General features: G+C 70.6%; 19 protein-coding genes. 12 read left to right on the top strand and 7 right to left on the bottom strand.

Annotated elements, in window-relative coordinates; translation table 11 throughout:
- The first annotated feature begins 26 nt into the window (after positions 1–26).
- On the top strand, positions 27–518 hold the full coding sequence (locus AC3B5L_RS14570; RefSeq protein ID WP_187662382.1) for a DUF1269 domain-containing protein: 492 nt from the start codon (positions 27–29) through the stop codon (positions 516–518).
- Positions 519–604: 86 nt separating this feature from the next.
- Positions 605–1,120: a GNAT family N-acetyltransferase gene (locus AC3B5L_RS14565; RefSeq protein ID WP_280568141.1), complete on the top strand. Its 516-nt coding sequence runs from the start codon at positions 605–607 to the stop codon at positions 1,118–1,120.
- Between the two features lie 10 nt (positions 1,121–1,130).
- Here AC3B5L_RS14565 and AC3B5L_RS14560 read toward each other — a convergent pair whose 3' ends face one another.
- Entirely contained in the window at positions 1,131–2,531 is a 1,401-nt protein-coding gene (locus AC3B5L_RS14560) for a threonine/serine exporter family protein (protein ID WP_187662380.1), read from the bottom strand.
- A 132-nt stretch (positions 2,532–2,663) separates the two neighbouring features.
- Between AC3B5L_RS14560 and AC3B5L_RS14555 the strand changes: the two genes are divergently transcribed.
- Entirely contained in the window at positions 2,664–4,112 is a 1,449-nt protein-coding gene (locus tag AC3B5L_RS14555) for a serine/threonine-protein kinase (RefSeq protein ID WP_490095911.1), read from the top strand.
- A gap of 39 nt (positions 4,113–4,151) precedes the next feature.
- Here AC3B5L_RS14555 and AC3B5L_RS14550 read toward each other — a convergent pair whose 3' ends face one another.
- The 3 genes from AC3B5L_RS14550 to AC3B5L_RS14540 all read right to left on the bottom strand — a co-directional run bounded on the left by AC3B5L_RS14550 (position 4,152) and on the right by AC3B5L_RS14540 (position 5,333).
- Positions 4,152–4,490 carry a DUF7882 family protein gene (locus AC3B5L_RS14550; RefSeq protein ID WP_187662378.1) on the bottom strand — a complete coding sequence of 113 codons (339 nt, stop codon included), beginning with the start codon at positions 4,488–4,490 and terminating at the stop codon, positions 4,152–4,154.
- A 150-nt stretch (positions 4,491–4,640) separates the two neighbouring features.
- On the bottom strand, positions 4,641–5,075 hold the full coding sequence (soxR, locus tag AC3B5L_RS14545) for a redox-sensitive transcriptional activator SoxR (RefSeq protein WP_060922707.1): 435 nt from the start codon (positions 5,073–5,075) through the stop codon (positions 4,641–4,643).
- A 51-nt stretch (positions 5,076–5,126) separates the two neighbouring features.
- A complete protein-coding gene (locus AC3B5L_RS14540; RefSeq protein WP_025102541.1) occupies positions 5,127–5,333 on the bottom strand; it encodes a hypothetical protein in 207 nt (68 codons plus the stop codon).
- Between the two features lie 113 nt (positions 5,334–5,446).
- Here AC3B5L_RS14540 and AC3B5L_RS14535 point away from each other — a divergent pair, with 113 nt between their 5' ends.
- The 4 genes from AC3B5L_RS14535 (at position 5,447) to AC3B5L_RS14520 (ending at position 7,932) form a co-directional block, all read left to right on the top strand.
- A complete protein-coding gene (locus AC3B5L_RS14535; RefSeq protein ID WP_490095910.1) occupies positions 5,447–5,821 on the top strand; it encodes a VOC family protein in 375 nt (124 codons plus the stop codon).
- 89 nt (positions 5,822–5,910) lie between these two features.
- Positions 5,911–7,236, top strand: a complete 1,326-nt coding sequence (locus AC3B5L_RS14530; protein ID WP_187662376.1) for a flavin monoamine oxidase family protein — start codon at positions 5,911–5,913, stop codon at positions 7,234–7,236.
- A 106-nt stretch (positions 7,237–7,342) separates the two neighbouring features.
- On the top strand, positions 7,343–7,507 hold the full coding sequence (locus AC3B5L_RS14525) for a hypothetical protein (protein WP_164498166.1): 165 nt from the start codon (positions 7,343–7,345) through the stop codon (positions 7,505–7,507).
- 56 nt (positions 7,508–7,563) lie between these two features.
- Positions 7,564–7,932 (top strand): hypothetical protein, encoded by a 369-nt coding sequence (locus tag AC3B5L_RS14520; protein WP_187662375.1) that lies wholly within the window; start codon positions 7,564–7,566, stop codon positions 7,930–7,932.
- Here AC3B5L_RS14520 and AC3B5L_RS14515 read toward each other — a convergent pair.
- Both AC3B5L_RS14515 and AC3B5L_RS14510 read right to left on the bottom strand, forming a co-directional pair.
- Positions 7,866–8,783: a cytochrome c oxidase assembly protein gene (locus AC3B5L_RS14515; protein ID WP_232089097.1), complete on the bottom strand. Its 918-nt coding sequence runs from the start codon at positions 8,781–8,783 to the stop codon at positions 7,866–7,868. The genes AC3B5L_RS14520 and AC3B5L_RS14515 overlap by 67 nt on opposite strands.
- Positions 8,753–9,214, bottom strand: a complete 462-nt coding sequence (locus tag AC3B5L_RS14510) for a DUF2243 domain-containing protein (RefSeq protein ID WP_187662374.1) — start codon at positions 9,212–9,214, stop codon at positions 8,753–8,755. The genes AC3B5L_RS14515 and AC3B5L_RS14510 overlap by 31 nt, the downstream gene beginning before the upstream one ends.
- Positions 9,215–9,338: 124 nt before the next feature.
- On the opposite strand from AC3B5L_RS14510, the gene AC3B5L_RS14505 reads away from it, so the two are divergent.
- The 4 genes from AC3B5L_RS14505 (at position 9,339) to AC3B5L_RS14490 (ending at position 13,194) form a co-directional block, all read left to right on the top strand.
- Positions 9,339–11,066: an MDR family MFS transporter gene (locus AC3B5L_RS14505; protein ID WP_187662373.1), complete on the top strand. Its 1,728-nt coding sequence runs from the start codon at positions 9,339–9,341 to the stop codon at positions 11,064–11,066.
- Position 11,067: 1 nt separating this feature from the next.
- The gene (locus tag AC3B5L_RS14500; protein ID WP_187662372.1) at positions 11,068–11,523 is read left to right on the top strand and encodes a MarR family winged helix-turn-helix transcriptional regulator; all 456 of its coding nucleotides are present in this window, start codon (positions 11,068–11,070) and stop codon (positions 11,521–11,523) included.
- Between the two features lie 52 nt (positions 11,524–11,575).
- Positions 11,576–12,043 carry a MarR family winged helix-turn-helix transcriptional regulator gene (locus AC3B5L_RS14495; protein WP_187662371.1) on the top strand — a complete coding sequence of 156 codons (468 nt, stop codon included), beginning with the start codon at positions 11,576–11,578 and terminating at the stop codon, positions 12,041–12,043.
- 62 nt (positions 12,044–12,105) lie between these two features.
- Positions 12,106–13,194, top strand: coding sequence for an alkene reductase (locus AC3B5L_RS14490; protein ID WP_187662370.1), 1,089 nt, complete (start codon positions 12,106–12,108; stop codon positions 13,192–13,194).
- A gap of 16 nt (positions 13,195–13,210) precedes the next feature.
- Here the strand turns inward: AC3B5L_RS14490 and AC3B5L_RS14485 are convergent, their stop codons facing one another.
- Complete coding sequence (locus tag AC3B5L_RS14485; RefSeq protein WP_370428598.1) at positions 13,211–13,996, bottom strand: DNA/RNA non-specific endonuclease; 786 nt, start codon at positions 13,994–13,996, stop codon at positions 13,211–13,213.
- Between the two features lie 126 nt (positions 13,997–14,122).
- Between AC3B5L_RS14485 and AC3B5L_RS14480 the strand changes: the two genes are divergently transcribed.
- Positions 14,123–15,520, top strand: coding sequence for a DUF1254 domain-containing protein (locus tag AC3B5L_RS14480; RefSeq protein WP_490095909.1), 1,398 nt, complete (start codon positions 14,123–14,125; stop codon positions 15,518–15,520).
- Positions 15,521–15,528: the final 8 nt, after the last annotated feature.

The raw sequence follows: 15,528 nt of genomic DNA, 5'->3' as shown, positions 1-15,528 counted from the left end.
CCGACCGCAACCGAAAGCAGGAAACCATGGCTGAACTGATCGTCATCTCCTATGACACCGAGAGCGACGCGGAGGGCGCCTACAACCGCGTCCAGGCCCTGCAGGACGACCTCGTCGTCGAGCTCGCGGGCCTTGCGCTCGTGAAGGTCGACGGGGAAGGCAAGACGAAGGTGGAGTACCCGGGCGCCGGGAGCAGGATCGGCCTGGGCGTCGCGTCTGGTGCCCTGTTCGGCGCGCTGATCGGCATCCTGTTCTTCATCCCGGTCGCCGGCCTGGTGTTCGGCGGCCTGCTCGGGGCCCTGTTCTCCGGTCTCGACAAGACCGGCATCGACGCCGAGTTCCGCGACCGGGTCAAGGCCACCGTGACGGCCGGCAAGTCGGCCGTCGTCATCTACGCCCTCAAGCTCACGGAGGACAAGTTCGCCGAGGCGCTCGCCCCGTACAACGGCACCGTCGTGCAGACCTCGCTGTCCAAGGAGGACGAGGCCGAGCTGGTCAGGGACCTCGGCGGCCACTGACCGCCCACTGATGCGCCCGCCGTGGATCCGCCCGCGGCGGGCGCATCGTCGTCTCCGGTGTCGGTGGGGCGTGCAAGGCTGCGCGCGTGGACACACTGAGCCTCCGGCCCTGGTCGGCCGACGATCTCCCTCTCCTGCGGGCGGCGAACACCCCGGAGATGACGGTGCACCTCAACGGGCCGGAGAGCACGGCGGAGGTGCAGGCGCGTCACGAGAGGTACCTGCGTCTCGTCGCAGACGGCGAGGCCCTGATGTTCGCGATCATCGACGACGAGGGGCAGCCTCTCGGCTCGATCGGCGCGTGGCGGATCACGTGGCAGGACGAGCCCGCGTGGGAGACCGGCTGGTTCGTGCTGCCTGCCGCGCAGGGCCGGCGGGTGGCCGCCCGCGCTCTCGCTCTGCTCGTCGACGTGCTCCGTGGTCGAGTGGGGGACGGGCGGCTCCTGCTCGCGTTCCCTGCGGTCGACAACCCCGCGTCGAACGCCGTGTGTCGTCGCGGCGGGTTCACTCGCCGGGGAACGATCACGGAGGACTTCCGCGGGGCCGAGCTCACGGTCAACGAGTGGGTGCTCGACCTCGCCGCCGACTCCTCGACGGGATGACGCCGTCGGGTCAGCGGCGCACGCGCGCCCTGGTCTTCGCCACCCCGGCGAGAGTCGCCCGCACCGGCGTTCCGAGGTAGAGCCCGAGGGAGGCGCCGGAGGCGAGGGCGATGCCGATCACGGCGGCGTCGATGAGCGATCCGCCCACGGTCAGCATCCCGGTGGAGGTGCCCGCCGCGTGCACGACCTCGAGCAGGCCCTGGAAGACCGCGACGCCGGGGACGAGCGGGACGATCGCCGCCGTCGTCACCGCGACCGAGGGCACGTGCAGGTTGTGTGCGATGAGCATGCCGATGAAGCTCGCCAGCAATGCTCCGACCGCGCTCGCCGCGGCCGGGTGCAGCTGGAGCGCGACGGTGCCCGCGTACCCGGCGAGGGTGACGGCGCTGAGCAGGGCGCTGACGAGGATGATGCGGATCCCGGCGCCGTTGAACACGGCCACCGCGACCGCGATGATGATGGCCCCCGCGAACTGGTTGAGCAGGGGTCCGAACGGCGCCGGGTCGTCCGGGAGCTCCATCGTGAAGCCCAGCACGCCACCGAGCTCCAGCCCGACGAGGATGCCGATCACCACGCCGAGCGTCTGCATCGTCAGGTCGAGGATGCGCCCGCCGGCGGTGAGTGCGAAGCCGTCGATGGCGTCCTGCGCCGCGCCCACCACGGTGAGCCCGGCGAGCATGAGCACGATGCCCGAGGCGACGATGATCGACGGACGGATGCCGACGAACGGTTCGATCCCCGCGCTGCCGAGCGCCGAGACCGCCACCGCGACGACCGTGGTGACGAGGCCCCCGGCGATCTGGCTGAAGAACAGCGGCACCCGCAGCCGGGCGAGGCCCGCCTGGGTGAGCGCCGCCCCCAGGGCCGCGACGAACGTGAGACCCACGATGAGCGGAGAGGCCCCGAGCATGATGCTCACCCCGACCGCGAGGAGCGCCCGTGCGACGATCACCACGGGCTGCTGATAGCGGAAGGGCACGCGGCGGATGACGCGGAAGGCGGTGCGCGCGGATTCCAGGTCCAGGCCGCCGTCTATGTCGGCCACGAGCGCCTGCACGCGCTGCAGCTTGGCGTGGTCCGGGGCGGCGACGCGGACCACGCGGACGAGGGTCTCCGGCCACACCTCCCCGCTGAGGTGGAAGGAGACCGTGATCGAGTTGTAGGTCACGTCGACCTGCACGCCCTTGAGTCCATAGGCCTCGCACACGCGGGTGATCGCGAGCGTGACCTCGTGGGCGGAGGCGCCGACCGCGAACATCGACTCCCCGATGCGCGTCGCGAGATCGAGGACCCGCGGGACGGTGTGCTCGTCGATCACGGGCATCGCCTCGGTGTGGGCGACGGTGGACGGATCGGTGTGCAGCAGCCGGCGGACGGAGTGGAGCAGTCGCTGAGGGGAACGCGCGGGCATATGTCCCATTCTCCCGCGGGCGAGGACCTCCCGATCGACCGCCCCGCTGTCAAGGCCCGAGACGACCTCCGGCCACGCTTCTAGAGTGGCCTCGCCGTGGCGCTCCCGACGCCGTGGCAGGAGGACTCGACGATGACGGATGACTCGCTTCCCACGGAGGCGCTGCTCGATGGTCGCTACCACCTCCGGGAGTGCGTCGGGCAGGGCGGGATGGCGCGGGTGTACCGCGCCGAGGACTCGCTGCTCGGGCGCACAGTGGCCATCAAGATGCTGCGTGCGGAGACGGAGGAGGGGGCCGCGTCCGAGCGCGCTCGTGGCGAGATGACCGTCCTCGCCTCACTCAACCATCCCGCGCTGGTCACGCTGTACGACGCGCAGCTGCATCCCGGGCGGGCCGAGTACCTGGTCATGGAGTTCATCGACGGGCCGACCCTCGCGGCGCGGATCGCCCAGGGGCCGCTTCCTTCGGACGAGGTGGCGGCGCTGGCTGCCGACCTGGCGGAGGCCCTGCACGTCGTGCACGGCGCGGGCATCGTGCACCGCGACATCAAGCCCTCCAACGTCCTGCTCACGGGTCGCTCTCTCGCCGGGAGCCGATCGGGCGCGAAGCTCGCCGACTTCGGGATCTCGGTGCTCGTGGACGCGGCCCGGCTGACGTCTCCGGGGACGGTGATCGGGACCGCGGCGTACCTGGCGCCGGAGCAGTTGAACGGCGCGGCGCCGGCGCCCGCCGCCGACATCTACGCACTGGGGCTGGTCCTGCGCGAAGCGCTCGCCGGAGAGCGCGCGTTCGCCGAGGCGGAGGGGATCGGGGCCACCCTGGCCCGCCTGATCGAGCCGCCCACGATCCCGGAATCCGTGGGTCCGGCGTGGTCCGCGCTGCTGCAGCGGATGACCGCCACGGATCCCGAGGACCGGCCGAGTGCCGCCGGCGTCTTCGCGGCGGTGTCCGCGCTCGCACAGGATCCTTCGCTGCCGCCCCGCCCGCCGGTGCCGGCCCCCATCGCCGCCGCAGCATTCGAGGATCGGACACCGACCGGCCCCTCCGCGCCCCCGACGCAGACCCGCGTGCTTCCCGTTCGTCCGTCTGCCGAGGGGGCGATGCTCCGCGCCCGGGCCCCTCGCACGCAGCGCGTCCGGCGGCGCCGCGGGCTCCTGACCGGCGCCGTCGCGGTCGCGGTGGCGCTCACCGTCGCCGGAACGCTCTGGGCAGCGGGGGCGCTCAACCCGAATCCCGCGGTGACCCCTGTCGACACCGAGCCGAGCCCTCGTTCATCGCCCACGCCGGCAGTCGTGGTGCCAGTGACCGTCCCGGAAGACGGGGAAGAGCCGTCGACACCGGCCGAGGCTCCGCCCGCGGCACCGGAACCCGCGCCCGGCGTGCCGGTCGACAAGAAGGCGGAGAAGGCTCAGGAGGCCGCGGAGAAGGCCACGCAGAAGGCCGCCGAGGAGCAGCGGAAAGCCGAGGAGGACGCGCAGAAGAAGGCCGAGAAGGCTCAGGAGCGCGCCGAGAAGGAGGCGGAGAAGGCCCAGGAGGAGGCGGAGAAAGCGGAAGCGGAGGACGCCGACCTCGAGGACTGAGTCCTCGGGCCTGCGACCTCCGCGTCGGCGGAGCCGGTGTCAGACGGTGAGGTCCGCGAGCTGCCGGGAGGCACTGCTCGTCTCGGTCGGCTCCGGCACCAGGTACAGGCCGTTCGTCGTGTTCGCGGTGTACGCCAGAGCGTCCACCCACCGCCGGTTGATGGCCGGGGGCCTGCTGCCGAAGAACTTGAACACGATGTTCGCGTTCGCGTGCACCCAGACTGTCGTCCGGCCGCCGCCGACGGAGGCGTCTTCCTTCCACGAGAACGGCATCGGCTCTCCGCGCCGGAGCTTCGTCATCATGACGAGCTGGATATGTGTGAGAGCGCGGTCCTCGATCTCGACCTTCGGACCGCCCTCGTAGATGAACTTGCCCATTGGATGGATCCTTCGTTCCATCACCACAGGAACCCGTTGCCAAGAGGCGCAACCACGCTGATCGCTGGTGGGGATATCTCTACGGTCTCACCTATCCCGGATTCGCAACACCCCACCTTCGTCCAGCGGTCGCGGCGGAGGTCCCCGGTCTCAGATGCGGCGAGGGCCGGGACCGTTCTCGCCCAAGGCGTCCTCGGGGTTCAGCAGGCGGCAGGCCTTGAGGGACAGGCAGCCGCAACCGATGCAGCCCGCGAGCTCGCGCTGCAGATGCTCGAGCTGCGTCCGTCGCTCCTCGAGCTCGGCGCGCCAGCGTTTGGCCACGCGGCGCCAGTCGCCGTGCGAGGGCGGCGCGTCCACGGGCAGGGTCTGGAAGAGCTCCTGCACTTCGCTGAGCGGGATGCCGATGCGCTTGGCCACGACGATGATGGAGATCCGGCGCAGCATGTGTCGGCGATATCGCCGCTGGTTGCCGGGCGTGCGCGTCGAGGCGATGAGACCGAGCTGCTCGTAGAAGTGCAGCGCGGAGGGGGCGACGCCCGTGCGTCGGGTGACCTCTCCGATCGGGAGGAGATCGTCGGGTTCCATCCGCCGCCCTTCCGTAGACCTCAACAATAGTTGAGGAACGGGCGGAACGGGTCAGCGCGACGTGGGCGGGAGCTTGTCCACGCCGTGGCGGTTCGGCTTGTCCGGCTCTGCCGCCGTCTCCGGCGTCACGTCCGGGCTGTCGGCGGGTGCGCCGGACGTCGGATAGTGCGGCTCGTCGATCTCGACGGCCTTGTCCCGCTCATCCGCCGGGGGGAGGTGGTCCAGGGGCTGCTTGATGTCATCGGGGTGGTGGCTCATGGACCCAGGGTGCGCTGTTCCGCCTGCAGCGCCCAGGGGGTTGTCATCCGGTCGGCGGTGTGGTCGGTGGGGAGCGCTACGGTGAACGGACACGACCACGGAGGGTTTCCCACATGGCATCCGTCCTCACCGGACTCGACCACATCCAGCTGCCCGTCGCCGATCTGGCCGCGTCCATCGCGTGGTACCAGCGCCTGCTCGGCTTCCGCGTCCTCACCGACTACGGCACGAGCGCCATGCTCCGGGCCGAGGGTGGCCCGGACCTCATGCTCTGGGAAGCGCCGGGGCACGCGCCGATGAAGCTGACGGTGGCGGGGGAGGAGCGGCCGATCTTCTTCCTGCGCACGACCGAGATCCACGCCCTCGCGGAGCGGTTCGCGGCAGAGGGCGTCGATGTCGTGAGCTTCGACGACGGCGGCTTCGCTCTCTTCCTGAAGTTCTCCGACCCTGACGGCACCCTGCTCGGGGTCATCCAGCACGCCGCCTGACGCAGAGGCCCCGCCACCCTGTCGATGCCCGCCCGCCTGGGCTATCGTCGGGGCACGGCTCCGTGCGACGGGGCTGCGAGGAGGGGCGCATGGAGCAGGTCGACGCGGTGATCGTGGGCGCGGGCGTGGCGGGCTTGACCGCTGCGCGGCTGCTGCAGGGCGAGGGGCGGACGGTCGTGGTGCTCGAAGCGCGCGACCGGGTCGGCGGCCGGGTGCATACGGACCGGACCGACGGCATCGTCGATCTCGGCGCCTCGTGGATCCACGGTGTCGACGGCAGCCCGGTGGCTGCCGCCGCCGAGGCCTTCGGCATGCGGACCGTGGAGTTCACCGTCGGCGGGTTCCAGGTGGACAGCCGGCCGATCGCGTATCACGGTCCCGACGGTCGCCCGCTCTCGGCGGAGGAGGCGCGCGCCTTCGCCGCGGATGTCCACGCGGTGGACGAGGCGCTGCCGGCTGTCATCGCCGCCTCCGGCCCCGAGGCCTCCTACCGCGACGTCACGGACCAGGTGCTCTCACGCCGGCAGTGGAGCGCGGACCGCGCACAGCGAGTGCGTGAATACCTGGAGCATCGCGCCGAGGAGCAGTACGGGGCGTGGATCGAGGACCTCGCCGCGCATGGCCTCGACGACGACGCGATCGCGGGCGACGAGGTCGTGTTCCCGGACGGGTACGGGGTGCTCCCGGAGCGCCTCGCCGAAGGGCTGGACGTCCGGCTGGAGCACATCGTCACCCGCGTCGACTGGAGCGAGGACGGCGTCTGGGCGCGGACCTCGCGCGGGGAGTTCTCCGGCGATACGACGGTCGTCACGGTCCCGGTCGGCGTGCTGCAGTCCGGGACCATGGAGATCGTGCCTCCGCTGCCGCCCGTCAACGCCGAGGCATTGGGACGGCTGCGCATGAACGCCTTCGAGAAGGTCTTCCTGCGGTTCCCCACCCGGTTCTGGGAAGACGGGGTCTACGCGTTCCGGCAGCAGGGGCCCGAGGCACGGTGGTGGCACTCCTGGTACGACCTCACGGCGCTGCACGACGAGCCGCTCCTGCTCACCTTCGCCGCAGGGCCCGCGGCCGTCGCGACGAGGGACTGGAGCGACGACCAGGTGCAGGCCTCGATCATGGTCCAGCTCCGCCGGCTGTACGGGGACGGGATCCCGGATCCGATCGGCCTGCATCGCACGGCCTGGCAGGACGATCCGTTCGCGCACGGGTCTTACGCGTACATGACGGTCGGGTCGACCACCGCGGATCACGACGACCTCGCCACCCCGGTCGGCGGCGTGCTGCACCTGGCGGGCGAAGCCACCTGGACCGACGACCCGGCGACCGTGCCGGCGGCCGTGTTCTCCGGGCATCGCGCGGCCGAGCGCATTCTCGGACGGACGGTACCGATCGAACGGCTCTGGACGCAGGGATGACGCCCCGGCGCGCCGGCAGTGTGGCCGTCGCGGTGTCCCCGGTCAACCCCCTGCGTCGCCGGGGCCGGCGCGCATACGGTCGTCGGAACGAACAGAGGAGGAGAGCATGAGCGACCCCCAGAACACGCAGGGCACTCCCGGCGCCGACGAGGAAGCCGACACGGCCTCCGGCGGCGCTCCCGACGACAGCGGCGAGAGCACCGACGACGTGCTCGAGCGTGAGACGACGGACGACGAGGGCAAGCCCCTCGAGAACCCGTCCGGCGGCTGACCGCCGCACCGCCCGAGGGTCAGCCGCGCCCCAGGCGGCGCGGCTACCCTCGGGTCATGCGCCGAATCGCCATCGTCCCCCTGCTGCTCGCCGCCGGTCTTCTGGCCGGGTGCGCCCAGGTCACTCAGGCTGCCGGAGACGCGTTCGGAGTCCCGGTCGTGGAGACCTGCGCCACGCTCGATGACGCATACGCCCAGTACCAGGCGCTGCTCGCGCAGGGCGACGTGTCCGCGGAGCAGCTCGACGCCGCCCGCGACGACCTCGTCGCCACGCTCGACCGCGTCGCCGACGGCATGGACGGACAGCTCGGCGACCTCATCCGCTCCGGCGCCGATCAGCTCGGCGGCATGACCGACCTTCAGGCTCCGGAGACCGTCGAGGCGATCGAACGCCTCCACGACGGGCTCTCCTCGTTCTGCGGCTGAGCCGAATCCCGCGGTCGGGTCGCCACGAACCACTGTCGGAGCAGCAGCACGATGAGCAGCACGTCCACCGCGTCACCGGCGTAGAACATCAGCTCCGCGCCGATCCGAGCGTCCCCGACGTCGACGCCAGCGGGCGGGTGGGCCCACAGCCACTTGGCGAGGATCGAGTGCGCGGCGACGAAGACGATGAGGACCCCGGCCCGCACGGTTACCGACGCGCGGTGCGGATCCGGATCGAGCCCCACGATGCTCGCCGTGAACAGGTATCCGGTCAGCAGCACGTGAAGATGCACGGCGGCATGCAGCCATGGTGAGGCGTGCATCAGGGGGAACAGCGGTGTGGCGTAGAGGAGCCAGAGACCGCCGACATTGAGGGCGCCGGCGACCACCGGATGCGTGAGCGCCCGGATCGGGCCGCTGCGCAGCACTCGGGACAGAGTGCGCGCCCGCGGCACGGGGAGGGCGCGCAGGGCCAGCGTGACCGGCCGCCCGAGCACGAGGAGGAGTGGCGCCAGCATCCCCACGAGCACGTGCCCGGCCATGTGCACCGGGAAGCTGCTGTGGGCCAGGGCGGCGAACGGTCCGACCATGCCGACTCCGGCGCAGAGCAGACCCGCCATCCAGGCGGCCGTCCGCGGCCGAGGCCAGGGGCTGCGGTCCCGGGTCTGCCGCAACCCGACGAGATAGAGAACGGCTGCGGCGAGGAGGGCGACGAGCGCGACCGGCGCGAGCAGATCGATCCCGCCTCCGACGGCGTCGGTGTCGATGCCCGGCGTCTCGGGCGGTCCGTGGTGTCCGTCGTGACCCTCGCGCATGGCCGTCACCGCGCCGGGTCCGGGCGGGTCCGCCACACCATGAGGATCCCTGCAGCGAGCAACAGGACGGCCGACACGATCCAGACGGTGTCGTAGAGCACGAGGTCGACGCCGTAGCGGATCTGGTGGATCCCGAGGAGCTTGTGATCGACCACGCCGTCGAAGAGCTGGAAGAACCCGACCCCGGTGATCACCGCGCCCGTCCAGCGCGTCCATCGCACGGGGCCACGACGGCGGACGTCGGCGAGGAGGAAGGCGCCGAGGATCGTGATGAACCAGCCGAACGCATGGAAGAACCCGTCCGAGACGAGGGCCACGTCAGGGGTCGACAGATCGTAGAAGTGGTGCCAGTGCAGCACCAGGTGGAAGACGAAGAGGTCGATCATCGAGGCGGCGATCCCGCAGCCGAACAGGAAGCCCGACAGCAGCAGGCGCCGGTCGGGGCGGGGCATGGCTCCGGAGGTCATGCGGTCAGGGTCGTCCGTCCCGCCCACCCCGGCGACGTCCTTGACCCCGGCCTCCGAGTGCGGTAGCCGTCGATAGTTGCGAAACCGCAACTATCGGCGTATGGTTGATCTCGATCAACTTTCTATGCAGGAGCATTCCCCCGTGACACACACCTCATCCTCTTCCGAGACCACGCGCTCGGCCCGCGAGGTCTTCACCGCGATCTCCGGCCTCATCGTCGGCATGTTCGTCGCCGTGCTCTCCGGCACGGTCGTCTCGACTTCGATGCCGGTCATCATCGCCGACCTCGGTGGCACGCAGTCGCAGTACACCTGGGTCATCACCGCGAGCCTTCTCGCCACCGCCGTCTCCACCCCGATCTGGGGCAAGCTCGCCGACCTGGTCGACCGCAAGGTGCTGGTCCAGATCTCGCTCATCCTCTTCACGGTCGGCACCGTGATCGCCGGATTCTCGACCGATACGAACATGCTCATCGCTGTCCGCGTCGTGCAGGGCATCGGCGTCGGCGGTCTCATGTCGCTCGTCATGATCGCGGTGGCCCTCATCATCTCGCCGCGTGAGCGCGGCAAGTACATGGGCGTCGTCGGCGGCATCATGGCCCTCGGCACGATCGGCGGACCGCTGCTGGGCGGACTCCTCACCGACGTGTGGGGCTGGCGCTCCAACTTCTTCGTCGGCGTCCCGTTCGCGATCCTCGCCCTCGTGCTGCTGCAGTTCACGCTGCACCTGCCCAAGCCGCAGCGCGGCACGAAGGTCTCGATCGACTACTTCGGCATCGTCCTGCTCGCCGTCGGCGTCTCGACGCTCCTCATCTGGGTGTCCATGGGTGGCAACCAGTTCGACTGGGACTCCGGGACGAGCATCGCGCTCATCGTGACCGCGGTCGTCGCGATCGCCGCCTTCATCGTGGTCGAGTTCTTCGTCAAGGAGCCGATCGTCCCGATGACGCTGTTCCGCAACCGCACCTTCACGCTGTCGGTCATCGCCTCGATCGCGATCGGCGTCTCGATGTTCGCGACCTCGGTCTTCCTCGCGCAGTACTTCCAGCTGGCCCGGGGCGCGACGCCCACCGAGTCGGGCCTGATGACCATCCCGATGATCATCGGTCAGATGGGCGCGTCGATCATCATCGGCCAGCTCGTCAGCCGCTTCGGCAAGTGGAAGAGCTGGATGGTCACCGGCTCGATCCTCGCCACGATCGGCGTGAGCCTGATGGCGACGCTGCGCTACGACACCCCGTTCCCGCTGGTCGCTGTCTACATGTTCGTCCTCGGTGCCGGGCTCGGCATGGTCATGCAGAACCTGACCCTGATCGTGCAGAACGACACGGCTCCGCAGCAGCTGGGCGCGGCCTCGTCGAACGTCAACTTCTTCCGTACGATCGCCGGCACCATCGGTGTGACCGTCATGGGGTCGCTGCTCTCCACGAGCGTCGCCGACTTCATGAAGGACGGTCTGAAGGGCTTCGTCCCGACCACGCCCGACGAGATCAGCGCCCTGGAGCGCCTGGGTTCCGGCGACGTGCCGAAGGTGGGCGAGCTGCCCGACACGATCCGCACGATCGTCGAGAGCGCCTACGGGCACGGCATCGCGGACGCGTTCATCCTCGCCATCCCGCTGGCGGTCATCGCGATCATCGCGATCGCGTTCATCAAGAACAAGCCGCTGTCCACCAAGAACGCCGCGGAGCAGCTGCGCGAGCAGGCCGAGGAGTCCGTCATCGAGGTCTCCGAGGCCGAGGTCGGCGCGAACCTCTCGACCGGGACCATTCGCACCGGGCAGGCCGAACCGGCGACCACCACGGGGTCCGTGAGCGTGCTCGAGCGCGACGATCGGAAGCAGGAGCGCTGACATGAGCGCGTCCGAGGCGGTCGGCACCCCCGACGTCGATACCGCCCTCAGCGACCTCCAGGCGCATCTCAACCTCATCTTCGCGCGGACCCGGTCGCTGTGGAAGGAATCGGCGTCCCGGGTCCACCCGGAGCTGCAGGTGGCGGGGTACAAGCTGCTCACCTTCATCGACCGGGCGGGCTCGGCCAGCGCGCATGAGCTCGCCGAGCGCTTCGAGATGGACAAGTCCGTCGTCAGCCGCCAGGTGCGGATGCTGGAGGAGCTCGGGCTGATCGCCTCGGTGCCGGATGAGCGCGACGGCCGGCTCCGGGTGCTCACCGCGACACCGGCCGCGTGCACCGCGCTCACCGATGTCCGCCGGGAGTACGGCAGCCGACTCCGCGCTGTCATCGATGAGCTCACGCCCGCGGAGATCGACGCCGCATCCAAGGTGTTCCGGCTCCTCGCCGAGGTCTGAGCACAGCCCCGCGACCGCATCCGGTCGCGGGGCTTCGCCGTACACTGGCGATATGAGCGCCCCGTCCGACGAACCCGCCGACGGCGCTCCGATCGACGACCTCGACCAGGCGGTCGCCCGCGTCGAGCACGAGCTCGGCCGGCTGTTCGCCCGCATCCGCGTCGGGTGGCGCGAGGCCGCGGTCACCGTGCATCCGGATCTCCAGCCGCTGGGCTACCAGGTGCTGACCTCGATCCTCGCCGGACGGGCGACCTCGGCGGGAGCACTCATCGAGCGCCTGCAGACGGACAAGTCCGCGGTGAGCCGGCAGGTGCGTCAGCTCGAGCAGCTCGGGCTCGTCGAGAGCATCCCCGATCCCGAGGACGGTCGCGCCCGGGTGCTGGTGGCGACCCCGCTGGCCGAGGAGCGCGTGGCTCTCGCCCGCTCCCGGTATGAGGGGCGCATCGGCGAGCGCCTGCGCGGCTGGACCGCCGCCGACCTCGACCACTTCGCGAACCTCGTCGCCGATCTGGGCGGTTGATACACCGGAATACGTCATCGATTCACGGGAATACAGTGGCGGTCGGACGCCTTGGCCCCACTGTGACTCTCTACGACTCCGCCGACTTCGGCTCGCTGCACCTGTCCAACCGCGTCGTCATGGCGCCGCTCACCCGCACCCGTGCGGACGCGGAGGGCGTGCCGACCGCGATCATCGAGGAGTACTACCGCCAGCGGGCCGGGCAGGGACTCATCATCTCGGAGGGGGTCTGGCCGGTCCTCGAAGGCAAGTCGTACCCTGGGCAGCCGGGCATCGTGACCCCCGCGCAGATCGAGGGATGGCGCCGCGTGGCCGACGCCGTGCACGCCGAGGGCGGCACCATCGTCATGCAGCTCATGCACGGCGGCCGTGTGGGCCACCCGGACATCTCCGGCGAGCCCCGCGTCGTCGCGCCGAGTGCTCTGGCGGCCCCCGGGCAGACGCGGACCCTCAAGGGCAAGGCCGATCTGCCCGTCGCGCATGCCCTCACCCTGGACGAGATCCCCGTGGTCGTCGAGCAGTTCGTCCAGGCCGCGCGTAACGCGATCGCGGCCGGCTTCGACGGCGTCGAGGTGCACGGTGCCAACGGCTACCTCGTCCACGAGTTCCTGTCCCCGGTGTCCAACGTCCGCGACGACCGGTACGGCGGCTCGCCGGAGAACCGTGCGCGCTTCGCGGTCGAGGTGACCACGGCGGTCGCAGCAGCCGTGGGTGCCGACCGCACCGGAATCCGCCTCTCACCGGCCCACGGCATCCAGGGCGTCATCGAGGACGACCCCGCCGACGTGCTCGCGACCTACACCGCGCTCGCCGAAGGACTCGCACCTCTGGGGCTGGCCTTCGTCGATGTGCTGCACCCCGAGCCGGCCGGAGAACTCGTGCAGGCCATCCGCCGAGCGGCGGGCGCTGCGTTCATCGTCAACACCGGCTTCGGCGTCGAGACCACCCGAGCCGCGGCCGAGGAACTGGTCGCGGAGGACTGGGCCGACGCGGTCGCGGCCGGGCGTCCCGTCATCGCCAACCCCGACCTCGTGGAGCGGTGGCGGACCGGGGCCGAGCTGAACGAGCCCCGCCCCGAGCTGTTCTACGGCTCGACTGCCGAGGGGTACATCGACTACCCGTCGCTCGAGGGCGTGCGCGCCGGCGAGTGATGCGGGGTGCCCGCTGTCACAGGACGATGTCGTCGGCGGTGTGCAGCGGGCGCCATGCCGTCTCGCGGAGTCCGCGCCGGGGGAGCACATCGGCGTCGGGAAGGGGGCCGAGGTCGACCCCGGTGAGGGCTGTCACCTCGGTGACCGGTACCTGGAACGTGCGGAAGGCGCCGAGGCTCGCGACGGCGAAGGCACCCTCCCGCGTGTCCACGAGCTCGGTCTGGTCGAGGATGAATGCGGCGGCCGCGAGTCGGTCCTCGGAGCGCCACGCCACGATCTTCCAGTACCGCAGGGGCACGCGGATGCCGCGGTACGGCGGGTCGGCGTCCGCGAGCACCGGGGCCGTGAACGCCGATAGGCGCTGCGCCGTCGCCTCCGCATACGCCAGCACGTGGTCCTCCAGCCCGAGCCAGAGGTCCTTCGACTGGTTGAAGGCGGCCGCCTGCGGGGCCGCGTTGGGGTAGGTGAAGGTGGCTTCCGCGGCGGCGCGGGCCTCGTCGAGCTCCCCCCAGCCCGGGTCGCGGCGACGGACGAGGTGTCCGCGGTCGAGGTCGTTCCGGGCGTAGACGGCGGGCCCCGCCTGTTCCTCCGCGGGCACCCGGGGGTCGAGGCGCCACTCACCCGTGCGCGGGAGATCCCGCAGGCGGGCGCCGTCGATGGTCACGGCCGTCACCGCGGCGAGGCGCCGTTCCGGATCGAGCAGCACCGTGAACCGGGGCGCAGGGAGCGCGCGCACCGGCATCGGGGGCACGGGCAGCGGCAGCGGGATGCCGAGGAACGCGGGGTCGTAGCCGTCCGTCATGCCACCATCGTGCCCCGCCCCGCCGACATCACACCTCTTCCGCGTGCTCGTCCGCCCCACTACTGTCGGGGTTCAGGCGGAGCCGATTCGCGCAGTACGGGAGCGCGCTGACAGAGGGGGACGGATATGACCGGAGCGAGCGGACTCGACGGGGTACGGAAGGACGGCGAGCTGCCGGCGCGGGAGTCGATCCCCGCGATCTTCGACGAGCTGGACTTCCAGTTCGCCTGCCAGGCCTACCTCTGGGCTCTTCCGCTCGTCTCCTACGCGCAGTGGAAGTCGCAGCACGAGGAGGTCTTCGGTGCGACGAGCAGTGATCTCGTCCGATACCTGACGTATCGCGACCGCCTCGGCCTCATCACGGCGAATGCCACGACGCCGTACATCCTGAACTTCTTCGACCTCGCCGAGACCGGACCGCTGGTCATCGACCTGCCCCCGGGGCACACGGCCGGCGGCGTCTCCGACTTCTGGCAGCGGGAGGTCGGGGCGATGGGGGAGATGGGGCCGGACCAGGGGCGCGGCGGCAAGTACGTGATCGTCGCGCCCGGGGCGACCGTCCCCGCAGACATCACGGCCGAGTTCCGGATCCTGCAGTCCTCCGGGGTCAACATCATGTTCGGCTTCCGCACGCTCGACCCTGATCCGGAGCGCGCCGATGCCCTCGTGCGCGCCGTACGGATCTACCCGTACCGCGATCGGGAGGACCCCGCACCGACGCGCATCATCTCTCCGGACGGTCGGCCGTGGAGCGGCGATCAGCCGCGCGGCATGGACTACTGGCGTCTTCTGCACCGCATCTACCAGTCGGAGGTCGTCGACGAACGCGATCGCTTCTATCTCGCGATGCTGCGGCAGCTCGGCATCCGCGTCGGGGAGCCCTTCGCGCCGGACGACCGTCTCACCCGCATCCTGGAGCGCGGCGCCGAAGCGGGTGAGCTGATGGCGCAGGCGAACACGTTCGCGAAGCGCTTCGCGCAGGGGAGCTACTGGCCCGACCGTGTGTGGGAGCAGGCGATCGTCCTGGACAACTCCGCGCAGCGGGGCGACGGCTATGACGAGCTCCTCGAGAGGGCCTCATGGTTCTACGAGGCTGTCAGCTTCTCGGAGGCGATGAAGAGCACCACTCCCGGTGTCGGGCAGGCCTACCTCGGTGCCTACACCGATGCCGACGGAGAGTGGCTCGACGGTGCCCGCACCTATCGCCTGCACGTGCCGGCGGACGTGCCGGCGAAGCTGTTCTGGTCTGCGACGGTGTACGACGCCGACACCCGCTGCCTCATCGACAACGAGCAGCAGCGCGGCGACCGCGGGTCGCGCGATGAGGACCTCCGATACAACGAGGACGGCTCCGTCGATCTGTGGTTCGGCCCGGAACCGCCGACGGAGGGACGCTCGAACTGGGTGCAGACGATTCCGGGGCGGCACTGGTTCAGCTACTTCCGTTTCTACGGGCCGCTCCAGCCGTACTTCGATCGGTCCTGGAAGCTCGGCGACATCGTCGCGGCCGACGCCGCCGGCTGACACCTCGT

The organism is Microbacterium sp. C-MGS6, assembly GCF_058140415.1.
Note: the sequence above shows the minus strand (reverse complement) of the source record. Positions and strands in the feature narration are given on the sequence as shown.

Coding starts and splice junctions, on each gene's coding strand:
- AC3B5L_RS14570 (WP_187662382.1), top strand. CDS start 27: ATGGCTGAACTGATCGTCATCTCCTATGACACCGAGAGCGACGCGGAG.
- AC3B5L_RS14560 (WP_187662380.1), bottom strand. CDS start 2,531: ATGCCCGCGCGTTCCCCTCAGCGACTGCTCCACTCCGTCCGCCGGCTG.
- AC3B5L_RS14555 (WP_490095911.1), top strand. CDS start 2,664: ATGACGGATGACTCGCTTCCCACGGAGGCGCTGCTCGATGGTCGCTAC.
- AC3B5L_RS14550 (WP_187662378.1), bottom strand. CDS start 4,490: ATGGGCAAGTTCATCTACGAGGGCGGTCCGAAGGTCGAGATCGAGGAC.
- soxR (WP_060922707.1), bottom strand. CDS start 5,075: ATGGAACCCGACGATCTCCTCCCGATCGGAGAGGTCACCCGACGCACG.
- AC3B5L_RS14540 (WP_025102541.1), bottom strand. CDS start 5,333: ATGAGCCACCACCCCGATGACATCAAGCAGCCCCTGGACCACCTCCCC.
- AC3B5L_RS14535 (WP_490095910.1), top strand. CDS start 5,447: ATGGCATCCGTCCTCACCGGACTCGACCACATCCAGCTGCCCGTCGCC.
- AC3B5L_RS14530 (WP_187662376.1), top strand. CDS start 5,911: ATGGAGCAGGTCGACGCGGTGATCGTGGGCGCGGGCGTGGCGGGCTTG.
- AC3B5L_RS14525 (WP_164498166.1), top strand. CDS start 7,343: ATGAGCGACCCCCAGAACACGCAGGGCACTCCCGGCGCCGACGAGGAA.
- AC3B5L_RS14520 (WP_187662375.1), top strand. CDS start 7,564: ATGCGCCGAATCGCCATCGTCCCCCTGCTGCTCGCCGCCGGTCTTCTG.
- AC3B5L_RS14510 (WP_187662374.1), bottom strand. CDS start 9,214: ATGACCTCCGGAGCCATGCCCCGCCCCGACCGGCGCCTGCTGCTGTCG.
- AC3B5L_RS14505 (WP_187662373.1), top strand. CDS start 9,339: ATGCAGGAGCATTCCCCCGTGACACACACCTCATCCTCTTCCGAGACC.
- AC3B5L_RS14500 (WP_187662372.1), top strand. CDS start 11,068: ATGAGCGCGTCCGAGGCGGTCGGCACCCCCGACGTCGATACCGCCCTC.
- AC3B5L_RS14495 (WP_187662371.1), top strand. CDS start 11,576: ATGAGCGCCCCGTCCGACGAACCCGCCGACGGCGCTCCGATCGACGAC.
- AC3B5L_RS14485 (WP_370428598.1), bottom strand. CDS start 13,996: ATGACGGACGGCTACGACCCCGCGTTCCTCGGCATCCCGCTGCCGCTG.
- AC3B5L_RS14480 (WP_490095909.1), top strand. CDS start 14,123: ATGACCGGAGCGAGCGGACTCGACGGGGTACGGAAGGACGGCGAGCTG.